Source organism: Arthrospira sp. PCC 8006, from assembly GCF_046480465.1.
Classification (GTDB): Bacteria; Cyanobacteriota; Cyanobacteriia; order Cyanobacteriales; family Microcoleaceae; genus Limnospira; species Limnospira platensis.
Genome location: NZ_PKGG01000126.1, coordinates 1 through 15,019, shown reverse-complemented (window position 1 = coordinate 15,019; position 15,019 = coordinate 1). Strand labels below are relative to the sequence as shown.

13 protein-coding genes and 2 pseudogenes are annotated in these 15,019 nt (G+C 42.6%); 5 read left to right on the top strand and 10 right to left on the bottom strand.

Going from position 1 to position 15,019, the window contains the following annotated elements; translation table 11 throughout:
• Positions 1 to 229 (top strand): annotated as a pseudogene (locus B9T16_RS17285) (hypothetical protein); the annotation flags it as partial.
• Positions 230 to 1,169: 940 nt separating this feature from the next.
• On the opposite strand, the pseudogene B9T16_RS17280 reads toward B9T16_RS17285, so the two are convergent.
• A pseudogene (locus B9T16_RS17280) lies at positions 1,170 to 2,628 on the bottom strand (recombinase).
• Positions 2,629 to 2,882: 254 nt separating this feature from the next.
• Between B9T16_RS17280 and rpsF the strand changes: the two are divergent.
• Complete coding sequence (gene rpsF, locus B9T16_RS17275) at positions 2,883 to 3,233, top strand: 30S ribosomal protein S6 (RefSeq protein ID WP_410245345.1); 351 nt, start codon at positions 2,883 to 2,885, stop codon at positions 3,231 to 3,233.
• Between the two features lie 146 nt (positions 3,234 to 3,379).
• Positions 3,380 to 3,934: an Npun_F5560 family protein gene (locus B9T16_RS17270; protein ID WP_317267724.1), complete on the top strand. Its 555-nt coding sequence runs from the start codon at positions 3,380 to 3,382 to the stop codon at positions 3,932 to 3,934.
• Between the two features lie 95 nt (positions 3,935 to 4,029).
• Here the strand turns inward: B9T16_RS17270 and B9T16_RS17265 are convergent, their stop codons facing one another.
• The 6 genes from B9T16_RS17265 to B9T16_RS17240 form a co-directional block, all read right to left on the bottom strand.
• Positions 4,030 to 6,024, bottom strand: a complete 1,995-nt coding sequence (locus B9T16_RS17265; RefSeq protein ID WP_410245344.1) for a response regulator — start codon at positions 6,022 to 6,024, stop codon at positions 4,030 to 4,032.
• Between the two features lie 37 nt (positions 6,025 to 6,061).
• Positions 6,062 to 6,697, bottom strand: coding sequence for a chemotaxis protein CheC (locus B9T16_RS17260; RefSeq protein ID WP_410245343.1), 636 nt, complete (start codon positions 6,695 to 6,697; stop codon positions 6,062 to 6,064).
• Between the two features lie 12 nt (positions 6,698 to 6,709).
• Positions 6,710 to 7,081, bottom strand: coding sequence for a response regulator (locus B9T16_RS17255; protein WP_006618773.1), 372 nt, complete (start codon positions 7,079 to 7,081; stop codon positions 6,710 to 6,712).
• A 229-nt stretch (positions 7,082 to 7,310) separates the two neighbouring features.
• Positions 7,311 to 7,712, bottom strand: coding sequence for a DUF1667 domain-containing protein (locus B9T16_RS17250; RefSeq protein ID WP_410245342.1), 402 nt, complete (start codon positions 7,710 to 7,712; stop codon positions 7,311 to 7,313).
• A gap of 31 nt (positions 7,713 to 7,743) precedes the next feature.
• On the bottom strand, positions 7,744 to 9,009 hold the full coding sequence (locus B9T16_RS17245; protein ID WP_410245341.1) for an NAD(P)/FAD-dependent oxidoreductase: 1,266 nt from the start codon (positions 9,007 to 9,009) through the stop codon (positions 7,744 to 7,746).
• Between the two features lie 150 nt (positions 9,010 to 9,159).
• Complete coding sequence (locus tag B9T16_RS17240) at positions 9,160 to 10,587, bottom strand: NAD(P)/FAD-dependent oxidoreductase (RefSeq protein WP_410245340.1); 1,428 nt, start codon at positions 10,585 to 10,587, stop codon at positions 9,160 to 9,162.
• 345 nt (positions 10,588 to 10,932) lie between these two features.
• Between B9T16_RS17240 and B9T16_RS17235 the strand changes: the two genes are divergently transcribed.
• Positions 10,933 to 11,499, top strand: a complete 567-nt coding sequence (locus tag B9T16_RS17235; RefSeq protein ID WP_410245339.1) for a GNAT family N-acetyltransferase — start codon at positions 10,933 to 10,935, stop codon at positions 11,497 to 11,499.
• Here the strand turns inward: B9T16_RS17235 and B9T16_RS17230 are convergent.
• Positions 11,489 to 12,385 carry a metal ABC transporter permease gene (locus tag B9T16_RS17230; protein ID WP_006616996.1) on the bottom strand — a complete coding sequence of 299 codons (897 nt, stop codon included), beginning with the start codon at positions 12,383 to 12,385 and terminating at the stop codon, positions 11,489 to 11,491. The two genes, B9T16_RS17235 and B9T16_RS17230, sit on opposite strands and share 11 nt — an antisense overlap.
• 103 nt (positions 12,386 to 12,488) lie before the next feature.
• Positions 12,489 to 13,274, bottom strand: coding sequence for a metal ABC transporter ATP-binding protein (locus tag B9T16_RS17225; RefSeq protein ID WP_410245338.1), 786 nt, complete (start codon positions 13,272 to 13,274; stop codon positions 12,489 to 12,491).
• 96 nt (positions 13,275 to 13,370) lie between these two features.
• Between B9T16_RS17225 and B9T16_RS17220 the strand changes: the two genes are divergently transcribed.
• The gene (locus B9T16_RS17220; RefSeq protein WP_006616998.1) at positions 13,371 to 14,297 is read left to right on the top strand and encodes a metal ABC transporter solute-binding protein, Zn/Mn family; all 927 of its coding nucleotides are present in this window, start codon (positions 13,371 to 13,373) and stop codon (positions 14,295 to 14,297) included.
• Positions 14,298 to 14,360: 63 nt separating this feature from the next.
• Here B9T16_RS17220 and B9T16_RS17215 read toward each other — a convergent pair.
• Positions 14,361 to 15,019, bottom strand: a 659-nt coding sequence (locus B9T16_RS17215; RefSeq protein ID WP_410245337.1) for an RNB domain-containing ribonuclease, incomplete at its 5' end; no start/stop codon positions are given.

The window sequence follows — 15,019 nt, the reverse complement described above, 5'->3', positions numbered from 1 at the left end:
ATCTTTTTCAGTAGAGGTTAATGGTAAACGATTTACAGCTTGCAAAAAACTCTCAATTAATGGTTTTACCTACTGGAACCTCAAAGGGTGGGATGGTAGCGTCAATCATCACATCTACGTTGGAAAATCTGACCAACTCATTGTAGACCAGCTCACAGACGTAGCGTTAGCTATGATTACTAAGTGTAAGATTAGCGGGGAGCTACCAAAACGACATTTCCTGTACTAAACCCTAACACCTAACAGCTAACTCAATAACTTAAATGGCCCCTATGGTTTCTGACTGTAGGGGTTCATTCATATTATCTGTTTTCAGTACCGAAAATACGGTATCGAAAATTATTTATATGCTTACCCCCCTAGTTTACCTACAATAAACACCCTAAGCCAAAACCTTAACCCGTCTATTAGGGGTACTGGGTTCCGCACGGGATGATTACCACCAAAAATTGGAGACTTGCTGAGGATTATGTGGATAACCGATGTCGCTGGTAAAGCAATTGTCTAGGATTATGTGGGTAGTGGCTACCATCCCCAAACAAGTCACCAGTTGAAACGCGTTATGTTGGTAGTGAACTGAATTCAGCGGGGTGATGATTAGATAATGCGATCGCATTTTGTTGGTAGTGAGTAGGCTCCTCAAGATTTCACTAATAATCTGACTACCCCTATGGGTTTTGAAATTTGAGCCATACCCTCCCCCTAACCGAAACAAGCACTATTGGGGGAACTGACCGATGTGATAGCAGTCAACAGTGACGTAGGAACCGATAGGCTTGCTGTTGACGGGTATCACTAGGGAAGTACCCTGTCTGTGTTTGGTTGGGGGGTGGTATGGGTATTTGACAGATTGATTAAGTTGTGCTTGTTGACTGAGTAATCAACCGTTGACAGAATTATTTTCCTGTGCTAGGACTAGGTTATGAGTAACATTTGAGTAACTAGGCATAGTTATTGGGTTGAGTAATAACCCGCTATCGCTGTCAGGATAAGGGTTTATAGTTAACACGTTGTGGCGCAATCAAAGCGTCTATATAGCCTACAACCCCTATTCTACCGTTACTTAGGTGTTACTCAAAACCATAGTAGGATCTATCAATCTGTAGCCATAAAATAACCCCTAGGGGTTTAATCTAGGGGTGTTAATTTATGAAAGGTTGACGATTAGATTAATCTATCTGATAGATAACTCCAAGGAATAATTTAGCTTCAGAGCTATCAATATCAACCCCTAACGCTGTTAACCGTTCTATGGCTACATCCAATGGTATAGGTAACTTAGAGCATCCATCGAGAACTTCTAAGGTAGCGTCAATCCCTTTTGTTTTATATTTACTCTCGTTGACGATTGTGCTATGTCCCATAAGTCTCGCTCTCAACTCAATAGGTAGTCCATACTTTTCACCTAACAGGTTGTACAGTCTACGAAAAGCATATTTCTGAGTTACCGGGCATTTCATAGAAAAAATGCGTTTGGTAAATGTTCCGTCAAAGCCTCCAACTATGCTTTGGGGTTTACTGCCTTTTTTTGGGCTATATTCTGGCAATAAGGGCCTTTTCAATTCCAGGAACTCAAACATATCAAGGCTAGGTATTGGTGCAACAATCCTTCCCCCTGTTTTTATACTCACTTTCCGACCTTCTGCGTCAGTAAAGTAAACATAGTCACCTAGCACCAAGTAATTGTCTTGATTATCGGGGTCTGACAGTGCTTTGATAGTGATACCATCATCCGTTACANAATGGCTTAGTTAGATTAACTGCGGCGGCTATCTCGGTAGGTCTTAACCCGTACATTACTGCCATACCAGTCACCCATAACCAGTTATGTCGAGATGATTGACGTTGAGGGTTTTTAATAGTATAGGCTTCTTGTTTGACGCTATACCACCAATCCTTGAAGGCATCGATGCCTATCCGTTGTTTCTTTTTGAATTGCGTTTGTTTGGGGTCAATAGGTTCAAGCTTTTTAAGTAAGTGTTCTTTGTTAGGTGATTTCTCAGCTATGGCTTTTAAGATGTAGTAACGTCCTTTGAAGGTTTTGGAGCCTATTAATTGTTCTCCGTTCCGTAGGGGAATATATAGCATAGCCTTGAAACTCTCCCAGCTAGGATATTCATCCCAGTCAGGGAACAACCTGAAATATGCCTCTTTAGTAGACTCGTAAGATGCTAAGTCGCTAGCGATATCGCGAGAACGTTTCCTTCCTGTGTTGCGGTTGTAACCCGCAAAATACTCATCCTCAATTTGTTTAAAGATGTCCCGGTAAGTTATCAGATTATTTTCAATCTGATTTTTCCCTAGGATGGTTTTATCGTACCAATCCCAGAACTCACTAGCGCTAGTGATAGTCCCTAGGGCTTCTGATACCAGTTTAGCTTTCTTAACGCCGTCTATCACCCCTTCTGGAGTACACTCAAGGTTAGCCGTTTTAGAGCTGCGTTTCCCGGTAGGTGGTTGCTTAAACTGCAATAGCAGATTGTACCTAGTCCCGGTCTTTTGAAGTTTGAGAGTTACCCCTTTGGGACATTCCCCCTTAAAATCCTGATAAGCTTTCACGAACCTAGTATAATTGTCGTCATAATTGCCCTTTCCCCCTACTGTAGGGGTATCAGTAGCGTTACTCATTTTTTACTCACTTGTTACTCTGCTATGGTTTTGAGTAACACCTAAGTAACGGTAGAATAGGGGTTATAGGCTATATAGACGCTTGTCAACCCCCGACCGTGATTTGGCCGAACAATTTTTTAAAAATTGAACAAAAAATCAACTTTTAGGTTGAAGGATAGTCAACCGATTGTATTGTGGAGCCAACTAATGTAGAATGTATAGATCCTTGCTTCTGAGTAGAAGCCTAAATTGTCCACAAGGAGTATCATTAAATGAAGCCTTTTGTTTACGAAACCATGTATATCCTGCGCTCTGACCTAAATGATGAGCAGGTAGAGGCGGCGCGAGCCAAATATCAAGATATCCTGCACGAACATGGGGCACAAAATCTTGACGTGCAAAATTTGGGTAAGCGTCGTTTAGCTTATGATATCGACAAGCACCGGGAAGGCATTTACATCCAAATGAACTATGAAGGTGGGGACAGCAACCAGATTAAAGTCATGGAAAGAGCCATGCGTATAGGTGGCGATGTAATTCGTTATCTGACGATTAAACAAGATGTCACCCCATCTCCAGTCGAAGCCGAAGCGCAACCGGAACCCCAACCCCAAGAGGTTTAAAACTCAAGTCAGGTCAGGAGTTGGTGACGGTCAACCCAGCTAATTCCTGACTGTTCGATACTCCTGGAGTCTCTCTCTTGCCGATTGGGTGGAATTGGGAGTATTTTAGGGGACATATTGGAAGTTTATAGGAGCCATTGGTTATCATGAGCCAGAAAAAGAATCCCAACTCCCAGGAACTCACAGCAGAAGTCGCTCGGCTGAGTGAAGAGTTAAAAATGCGAGATCAACTGGTGCAGCAGTTATCTCAAGAATTATTCCGTTTGGTGAAGGGAAATGCTAACTTAGCCCCAGATCCAGAAATGGCCGAGCGACACCAAGCTCAGATGAAGTCCTTGCGGGAACAACTCCAGCAAGTAGAAGAACAGGTTAAGTTTTATCAAGACCAGATCAATGAGCGGGATCTGGAAGTTTACCAACTTAGACAGTCTGTTCAGGAGTTAACCGATCGCTCTCGAATGCTCGAACAGGTAGTGCAAGAATTACCTGGAGTCTACCGCCAGAAGTTTTCAGAACGCCTCGAAGAGGTCATGGAAAGGGTGGAAAAACTGCAACGGGAAAATCGGCAACTCCACGCCGAACTACAAAGTGTTACCTACCGTCTGGCTCAAAAGAGTCGCCGTCCTGGTAATTTAGATCTGCCAACTTTTCAGCCCGGAACTCAGAGCGTCATCGAGTTTCCTAGTTTAGGGAAAGCGTGATTTTTTCCTGAGTCAGCATCAAACCTAGTCAAACTTAGGGGTTGGTTCTAGGGAGCATCGCAGAACAAACCCCTTTATTTGGATTAACTAAGTGCCTAGGGTTTGTTGGAACTAGAATTAAGGCATTTTTGCAGCACTTCTAATAACTCCTGTGTGGTGAAAGGTTTTGATAAAAATATATCAACTCCTAACTCAGCTATATCTTTGGCTATATCTACTGAAAAGTAACCGCTAATTCCGACAATTTTAATTTGAGGATTCAGGGATTTTAGCTCCCTCATAGTAGTTTTTCCACCCATAACAGGCATCATAATATCGATAACTACACAGTCAATTTTATCTAAATATTGACTGTATATTTTCATAGCCTCAACTCCATTACCGGCTACCAAAACTTGATATTGAAAACTCTCTAAACTAGCCTTAGTAATTTCTCGGATGGGTTCTTCATCATCAACCACTAAAATTAGTTGACCCTCACCTGTAATTAATTCTAAATGCTCATCAGCCGTAGTTTCTGTTTCCTCTGAGGCGGGTATATAAACTCTAAAAGTAGTTCCCACACCCATTTGAGTGTCAACGTCAATAAAGCCATTATGACCCTTAACTATACCTAGGACTGTGGATAGTCCTAAGCCACTACCTTTGGCAAATTCTTTGGTAGTAAAAAACGGTTCAAATATCCGGTCTAATACTTCTTGGGTAATGCCAGTTCCGCTATCAGAGACGGTAATCATGACATAACAACCTTCCTTAGCATCAAGGTTTAAACGAGCTTCTTTTTGGTTTAAAATAACATTACTAGCTGATAGTGATAAATTGCCCCCATCGGTCATCGCATCTCGTGCATTCACACAGAGATTCATTAAGATTTGATGTAGTTGGGTGGGGTCGCCATAAACTGTCCAGAGTTCCTTAGAAACATTAGTGTTAACATTGATAGATTTCGGGAAGGTTTCCCTAGCAATATCTGCGACTTCACTAATTAAGTGTCTCACCTGAAAAATCTCTAGTTTCCCCTCAAAACCTTTGGCAAAGGAAAGAACTTGCTTAATTAAATTGGCTCCCCGTTTGGTGTTATTTTCAATTAACTTGAGCATTTTATTTTGTTTTTCCTGGTCAAGTCCTAATTGAAACATTTGCACAGAGGCGAGAATCGGTGTTAAAATATTGTTGAGGTCATGGGCTATGCCACTGGCTAGGGTGCCAATACTTTCCAGTCTTTGCGCTCTGAGTAGTTGGATTTCTAGTCTCTTGGTTTCAGTAATATCTAAAAGAACACCGACTATTTCTTCAATGTGACCAGAGGCATCACACACCAGTTTCATTTCATCTCGTAACCAACGATAACTGCCATTTTTATGGCGGAAACGATATTCGGTGGTTAGGTGATTTAATTTGAGAATTTGTGAGCAACGATGATGGATTTTGGGGCGGTCATCAGGGTGAATGCGATCGCTCCAAAAATTGGGGGTATTAATCCATTCACTAGGTTGATATCCTAGTTGAGTTATGAGATTATCACTGATAAATTTAGGGGGATAGTCTTCGGTGGGATAACAAGTATAAATAATCGCCGGACTCGAAGCCAATAAATGCTCAAGTTGAATCTGAATCGAACTTAATCTCGCTTCCGTTTCCTCAAGTTTCGTGATTTTTTGTTGCAGTTCTGTTTCTCGCATTACCCGTTCGGTAACATCTGCAATTATTGTAATAGTTCCGCAAATTTCTCCAGCTTCAATTAAGGGAGCAATACGGACGCTTTGTTGCATGGGGGATAAAGAATGACTACCAATAGCCGGAATATTAATGAGATAGGAATGGAGGCGCTGAGACAGGAAAGCTACTTGACCTTGGAGAGCGTGTTCATAAAAGCGATGGATACCTCGTTCTTTTATGTCAGGATAAAGGCTGAACAAATGACATCCCATTAAATCTTGAGCAGACCTGCCACTATGGATTTCTAGCCAATGATTCCAACTGAGAACCTCTAATTTATCATTAGTAGTAAATATGCCCTGTTCGGCAAAGTTGTTTAGCCATTTTAATAAGGCTTGACTATGGGAAGGATGGATATTATGATCTAACATAATTAGGTAAATCCCATATTTAATAATAATTGGTGGATTACCGACTCAGAGACGGCGCTACTGCCTGCTCTGCCCAACTGTCTATCAACTCTAATAATTTCTCTAAAGAAACTACTCCTAATACCAGCACTAGATAGCCATTTACCGAGTCTTCACGCATTTTAAAGGAGGTATACATTACCATGGCATAGCTGACTTCTTCCTTGCCAATAATCAGAGAGTGGATCAGTCCATCTAGGGCTTCTAGGTAAAGGCGGGGTACTGAAAAAGAAATCTGAATTTCTAGTAAATTTCCGAAGACGCTTAAACAGGAGTTCAGTAGGATATTGCCAATTTCTGTTAGCACTTCTCCAGCGGGAACGTCAAGGCGATCGCTTGATGGGCTACCCTCTGGGGACACTAAACGGGACAACATTACCGCCCCTTCATAGTTTAATAATAATAGAGCATTTCCCGACACGGGCCCTGTAAAAATCTGCTGTACTGTCGCAATTTCACCATTAACAAAACTCGCCAGTTTCCCGGCTAATTCTTCAATAGGATGAATAGACACTTGAGGAACATCAAGCAAAATGCGATGACCCGTTAGTTGCGATAAAGAATTGGCAGTGCGAGCAAAACCAATATTTATTAACTCAGTTAGAGCATCTTTTTGCTTTTCGGTCAGGATCATCGCAGGACCTCCCTAAGACTGTGATATAGTAATGAGAGCTTGATTTACCTGGTCGAGAACACTTTCAGCCATAAAAGGCTTGTTAATGTAACCCACCGCACCAGCGGCTTTAACTGCGGCGCGAGTCATTTCTTGAGCATCGGCACTGGCAATAATAACCCTAGCTGTGTTATCCATTGCCATGAGTTGATCTAAAACTTCTGTTCCCTGCATATCTGGCATAGCCAGATCAATTAAAACCAAGTCCGGTTTATCGATAAAGTAGCGTTCCAGCGCAGCCAGTCCCCCTGTAGCTTCAATTACTTCGTGTCTATCTGTTTCTAAGATACCACGCATAATCCTACGGGAGAGACCAGAATCATCAACGATTAAAATTTTAGCCATTGCCAAGTCTCCCAAGCCCTGCGGTTGATTACGGTGGAGTATAAACAGGAGCTATATTTGAACTCCTATACGATATATAGTAACCGGAAAAAATGGGTTTTATAAAATTTTTGTACAAATTTTAACAATCTAGTTAACTATCTAGGTGGTCTGCTAAAATCGAGAATATGAGGACATTAACAAGGTGCCGAAACACCTTGTATAAATCAATTATCGTCTGTTTTGACCATCAATTTTGATCAGTAGGCATATCTCGTGATGCCACCACATCGACACCTAAATCAAAAACATTAGATAAGATGGTATCGCCGATATGAATCGGCGCGGTAACATTAACTTGCCGCAATTGCTGACATAATTCTATCACTTTTTCTTTCGGTATGGCAGCGGTGGTTTTTACGGGTAATTTTGCCCAAATACCATTATTAACTCGGACTGTAGTTGTCACCATGCGACGGGGTTCGGTGTGTTCCTGTTTGGCATATTCTTCGCCTCGTTTACAGGTGAAGCCTCGCACTTCGATAATGTGGCCATTATCTGCCTCGACTTCTAGGCGACATCCCAAAGGACAACCAATACATAGATAATGAGAAATGGTGGTTTCTGTGGTGGTTTCTGTGGTTTGATTCATGGCTTTTTATTTATCCTAAAATTAGCTAAATTTACTCAAGGGGGAGGATATCAATTGTTAAAGCCTCTCCGTGGAAATTCTGCAAAAACCGGGGTTTGACTTTCAGGTTGACCATTTCGGCGGGGAATACATACCGGAGTTTTTTCTCGTATATATCCCCAAGTTTTAAAATGCTTTCTTTGAGAGGACGACGCACTCGCATATAAACGGTATGCTCCCGATCGCTCGAAATGGTTTGAGGTACACAATAGGCGACATTTTCACCAGGAATTAAACGGATATTATCCGTAGGGGGTCGATTTCCGGTTACATAAAATCCGGCATGTCGACCAGCTAATATGGCTTCTTGGCTGACAAAATCAACTAGATCGTGAATGTGGACAACATTACCACAAGCAAAAACTCCATTTATAGAAGTTTCCATGGTGCTGCTAACCACTGGACCGCTGGTAACCGGATCAATTCGCAGTTGTAATTGACGAGATAGTTCGTTTTCGGGAATTAATCCAATCGATAATAACAGGGTGTCGCAGGGAACATACCAGCTTTGGTCGGCGAGGGGTTGTAGGTGTTCATTAACTGGCGCGACGGTGACTCCTTCAATGCGATCGCGTCCATGAATTTCTACTACTGTGGTAGATAGATATAGGGGGATATTAAAGTCCTGTAAACATTGCACAATGTTCCGGTTTAATCCGTTGGCGTGGGGCATTATTTCAAATACTCCCGCCACTTCTACCCCTTCCAGGGTTAGCCGTCTCGCCATAATTAATCCGATATCCCCAGAACCAAGAATTACGGCTTTATTTCCTGGTAAAAATCCTAGTAAATTTACAAATCTTTGGGCTAACCCGGCGGTTAAGACTCCTGAACAGCGGGTTCCGGGGGTGCGAATAGCGCCACGAGTCCTTTCTCTCGCACCCATGGCTAAGACGGTGGCTTGGGCGGAAATGACCTGCACTCCCTGGCTTCCAGACATTAATTTAACTCGCCGATCGCCATCTATATCTAAAACATAGGCATCTGCTATAATGTCTATATCCTTGGCGATCGCTTGTTCTAAAAAACGTTGAGCATATTCAGGTCCGGTCAACTCTTCTTTAAAGTGTTGGAGTCCAAAACCGGGGTGAATACATTGTAATAAAATGCCTCCCGCTTCCTTTTCGCGATCGACAATTAAAACTCGTTCAGCGCCAGACTCTTTCGCGCCTAACGCCGCCGCCATCCCAGCCGGTCCGCCGCCAACAACTACTACATCATAGTTGTTATTTAGGTGCTTAATACTCTCAGTAATCATGATAATTTTGTCAATTGCTAACAACAAAAAAAGACTAAATTTTGGGCGGGTTATATAGTCAATTTTTGTCGGTAGTAAGTAACCGACATTAACCCGCCATTTTTAGGCACAATAGGCTATGGGTTGTAATCAGTGTTAATTAGTGGGTATTTATGAATGCTGTTCACGCACTACCCAGGTATCGCCGCCACGTTTGGTAATTGCCGTCATGGGAATGTTATATTCCTCGCATAAAAGTTGCATACAGCGTCCTGTACAAAATCCCCCCTGACAGCGACCCATTCCGGCGCGGGTGCGGAATTTAATGCCATCTAATGTTTTTGCGCCTCGGCTGATCGCATCGAGAATTTCACCCTCGGAAATTAACTCGCACCGACAGATAATTCGACCATAGCTAGGGTTTTGGTTGACCAGTGCAATTTGTTCTTCTGTAGAAAGAGAGGCGAAATGAATGGGTTTAGGGACTGAGGAAATAAAGCTATCTTTGGGGGCTAAGGATAAGCCTTCTTGTTGTAAAATATCCCTAACCATGGTGGCGATCGCTGGTGCTGCGGTTAGTCCTGGTGATTGAATTCCCGCCACGTTAATAAAGCCGGGTTTCGCCGTAGTCCCAATGATAAAATCTTCTCCGTCTACTACGGCGCGGAGTCCCGCAAATTCAGCGATACAGTCCCTAGGACTAATCCCTGGGACGGTTTGGGTAACTGCATCAAAAACTTTTTTTCCCCCTTCGTGGGAGGTAGTTAAATCGGTCTTATCGTCCACCATTTCGGCCGTGGGACCCACCATTAAAGTGCCGTCATAGGTGGGGATGACTAAGATGCCTTTAGAAACGGCAGTAGGACAGGGAAAAATTACTCGTTTTACCAGTCCAATTAATCGCTTATCTAGGAGATATTCTTCACCTTTGCGGGGTTTGATGGTAAAGGTACGCACTCCCGCAAATTCAGCGATCGCATCTGCATAGAGTCCAGCCGCATTAATCACAAAACGAGTATTAAATTCCCCTCTGGGGGTATGGATAACCCAGTTATGATCAGGGGTTTGATTAACTGCTGTAACTGGGCAATTTGTAAATAGATTTAAGCCGTTTATACAGGCATTTTCAATTAAGGCAAAACAAGCCTCGTAGGGATTAATTACCCCAGTTGTGGGCGCATATAAAGCAGCGATCGCCTCTGATGTTAGGTGAGGCTCTTCTTTTCGTAGGCGTTCTTGTTGCCAAATTTCTAAGCCGGGAACTCCTTTAGATTCCCCTTGTTTTTGCAATTTTTCTAGTGTCGGTATTTGGTCTTCTGTCAAGGCGACAGTAAGTTCTCCAATGCGTTTAAAACCAAACCCTAATTCTTCGCATAGGGTATCCCACATTTGGTTTCCTTCCCATTCTAGCTTACCTTTCAGGGTATCAGGGGAACTGTGATGTCCACCGTGAATAATACCGCTGTTGGCTTTGCTGGTTCCGAAACCGACCTCTGCTTCCGATTCAATTAGGGCGACTCGAATCGCATACCGCATCAATTCTCGCGCAATGGTGCATCCGGTTACACCACCACCGATAATGATTGCATCATACAACATGATCCTATCCTGTAAGTGTTTGCTTGTGGGTCATACAGTGTTTAATCAATTGAAATTTTTAGTCAATCAAACTGCTAAATCTGGTTAAGCTGTGGATATCAGTTTCTGGCTGCTACAGCCGCGATCGCATGGATCTTAAAACTGAATCCTCTATCTTCAGTGTAGGATCATATTGATGATTTGTCATCGGTATTTAGGTTAAGTATTTTTAAGCGCCATTATTCAACCCGAGTTAGTTTATATTGTCATTTATGGTATAATTAATCCTGCAAAATTCATCAATAAACAAATTTAATGTGCATTAATATTAAAAACATTAACTCTTTACCGGCACTTAATTCAGCCATGGATCAAGGTCTTTATCCTACTGTATATGAGTGTTTTTCCGCCCCACCTTTTAACGAAAAAGTAACCCAAAAAAAAGTAAAATTTTACTTCCAAAAATATATCGAATCCGGTATTTTATACTTAGCTTATTCTGACGCAACCCCCATGGGATTTATTGCCACCCTTCCCTTAACCGAAACCGCCAACATAGGAGAGTTAGAATTTTTTGAGACTTGGGGATATATGAACAACCAAAAAGTTAATCTAAATTCGGATTTATTTACTCAGCAAACCGGACTCAGCATTGATAAATTATACTATATCGCTGATTTAGGTGTAGCCATTAATTACCGTCAGGAAGGCATCGCCAAACGACTGTTTAAAACCTTATTTGGTCATTTATCAGATAACATTGGTTATATATTGAGAACTACGGCTAACCCTGAATATGCTTATTTACCTGATTTTTATCAAAAGTTGGGGTTTAAAATCATGCCAATTACTCAAAGTGTTGAGTATTATAATTGTCAAAATCAATTAATCGAAGATAGCCGTTTGATTTTAGTCAAATTACCTAACGATTAATTAAATTTTTGATTTCCTTAAAAAGTGGCGGTTCTTTAGATATCTTAACCGGGTGGGTTAGTAGTCCTTCACTGGGGCTAAATAAAAATGCCATCAGGAATAAACCAGAAGCCACCAAGACAATGGCTGGACCGGAAGGCAAGTTATAGAAATAACTCAGATACATTCCACTGATACTAGAACCCACGCCAATTAACACGCCTAAAATCATCACATGATGCAAACGATTAACTAATAAATAAGCTGTGGCTGATGGTGTAATTAATAAGGATAAAACTAAGATGACTCCTACAGCTTTAAGACTGGCAACAATAGTTAAGGAAATTAACATCATTAACCCTAAATTTAACAGGTTTACAGGTAAGCCAGCCGCCTCTGCGCCCTGGGGGTCAAAGGTATAAAACAATAATTCTTTATAAATTAGGAACACGACGAATAAGACAATGGCAGCAATAATGATTGTATCCCGGACATCGGAGGCTGTAACTCCCAAGATATTGCCAAAGAGAAAATGATTCAAGTCGATTTTATTATCTTTTTGAATGATGGTAATTAGGGTAATTCCCAAAGCAAAAAAGCCGGAAAAAACAATCCCCATGGCTGCGTCTTCTTTGATTTTGCAGTGGGTGCGAATTATTTCGATTAATACTGTACTTAATACCGCAGCGACAAACGCACCTACAAAAATATTAAACCCTAAAATAAAGGCGATCGCTAATCCAGGCAAAACTGAATGGCTGATGGCATCCCCTAATAAAGCCAGCCGCTGCACCATTAAATAACTACCCACTACGGCACAAATTAACCCCACCAATATAGCAATAGTGAGCGATCGCTGCATAAAACCATATTGCAAAGGTTCTATTAATATTTCCCAAACTATCATATTTATACTGTCTCTTATATCTTCGGAAACCGGATTTTTTGAACTGGATTAAGATATCAAAAAAATCGGTTAATCCCCTTTAATAGATAATTCACAAACGCCATCAAGCTGCATGGTCTGAGAAAAACATGACCCTACCACCATAGGCATGATCAAGATTTTCCTGAGTTAAGACAGCTTCCCTAGTTCCGGCGGCGATTAGTTCTTTGTTTAGCAGAATCAAATCATCAAAATTGGTAATTGATTTACCCAAGTCGTGATTAATTACTAACACAATTTTACCGGAAGCGGCTAACTCCCTAAAAATACTAAAAATCACATTTTCAGTTTTTTGATCAATACCCGCAAAGGGTTCATCAAAGCAGAAAACTTCCGCCTGTTGCGCTAAAGATCTAGCTAAGAAAACCCGCTGCTGTTGACCTCCCGAAAGTTGACCAATAGGACGCGCGCTATAGGTTTCCATTCCTACCCGTTGTAAGGCTTGGGTAGCCAAGCGGCGACTGACCCCCGAAAAGCCTCGAAACCAACCAGTTTGGCGTACTCTTCCCATCATTACTACATCCCAAACTGTGGCAGGATAAGTCCAGTCTATCTGCGATCGCTGAGGGACGTAGGCGACGCGGTGGCGTTGTTGACTCAGGGGACGCTCACCAAAAATTGCAGGGCTTCCTGTGGCAGGAATCAGCCCCAAAATAGCTTTTAACAAGGTACTCTTACCCGCACCATTGGGTCCAATAATTCCGGTTAGCCGTCCTGGGTTCACTTGTAGGTTAATGTCCCGCAGTGCTTCAACCCCTCGGTACTGTACTCCAAGGTTACTGATGATAATACTCATATCCGCTGAAACCTTCTGATTCAAGGAGTTTTGGGCAATTTTGAGAGTATCCATAACTATGATTTTCGATCGCTTCATGTCAAGAATAGCACAAAAATGAAATAATTATGAAATAATTTATGAAAACAAAATGAAAAGGAGTAAGTACAAATGGCTAGACCAATGGCTAAGGGGTTAGGTGTAGTTGGGTTGTTGTGTGGGCTGTTGCTGGGGGGTTGTCAGTCGCCGTCGGTGGTTTCTACTGGGGATGAAATGCCGAAAGTGGTATCTACTACGACTATTATTGCCGATTTAACTGAAGCGATCGCCTCTGAGCAAATTCAACATACAAGCCTTTTACAGCCGGGGGTAGATCCTCATATTTATGAACCTGTCCCCCAAGATAGTATAGCCTTAGAAAACGCTGACCTAATTCTGTATAATGGCTATAATTTGGAACCCGGTTTAATTAGGTTAATTGAAGCGGTGGGACAAAGAGCCAGAAGAGTGGCAGTTGCTGAGTTTATCACTCCCTTAAATACTGAAGAAAATGGAGAGATCGAACCGGATCCCCATGTGTGGGGAAATGTGCAAAATGCGATCGTCATGGCTGAGGTAATTCGGGATGAATTAATAGCACTATCCCCAGATGATCGGCAGATATTTACAGATAATGCAGAACAGCTTATTGAGGAGTTGGAAAAACTGCATATTTGGATTGGTGAACAAATTGCCACAATTCCTAGCGATCGCCGTTATCTGGTCACCACCCATGATGCTTTTCAATATTACGCCGCCGCCTATGGTTTAACTGTACCCGGAACCTTAATAGGTATCAGCACCGAAGAACAACCTAGCGCCCAAACTGTGCGGAATTTAGCAGAGGAAATCCGCCGCCACCGAGTCCCTGCTATTTTTGCGGAAACCACACTTAATCCCCAATTAATTAGGGCGGTCGCAGAAGAAGCCGGGGTGGAATTAGCCCCCCAAGAATTATATTCCGATTCTATTGGCGCACCTGGTTCCCAAGGGGATAGTTATGTTAGAATGATGGAAGCCAATACTAGGGCGATCGTAGAAGCCCTCGGCGACAACTAATTCACTAGGGCAGGTAGGGGCAGGTTTCTAACCCGTCTCCGCCTGCTGCTGGTCGCTATTCTCCTAAACCGCTGGTTCCGTGGCTGGGCCAATAATCTCCTGGAATTGAATCACGTCTTGGCGTGGGTCAGAATGGGTCACTTTTACCTCAAAGCGATCGCCAAGTGCTATGTCGCGGTTAAACCGCATTGGTAACTCTAACCCTAATTCCTCCAGCATCACCAAACCTAAATTACTATCCTCCCGCAACCACCGCAGCAAAATAGCTTCCCACACCTCATCAGCTTGACGACGCAAATATTCCAAACTCCAATAGCGGTTCGTCTCCCGTTCCACCTTCGAGGCTTCCTTCACCGCCGGACCAAGGCTCATCACCATTTCCTGCATTTGTTCCACCGAAAAAGCTGGCTCTTCTCCCCGTAAATGAGCCTTAATCTGGAAGTGAGCCAATAGATCGCTATAACGCCTAATGGGGGAAGTCACCTGCGTATAAGTTTCCAAGGCTAAACTTGCATGGCGAGCCGGAGTCAAGCTAACCTCACTACGAGGCATATAACGACGCAATGCACAGGCTCTTACCGCTCCGGCTGGTAGTTGCAGCAGTTCCTCTTCCGGGGGTAGTTCTGGTTGAGGCTGGCTGCGATAGGGTAATGCTAAATTATGCTCCTGACCGTAGCGAGCAGCTACCTCCCCAGTTAAAATCATCATTTCTGCCACCATTT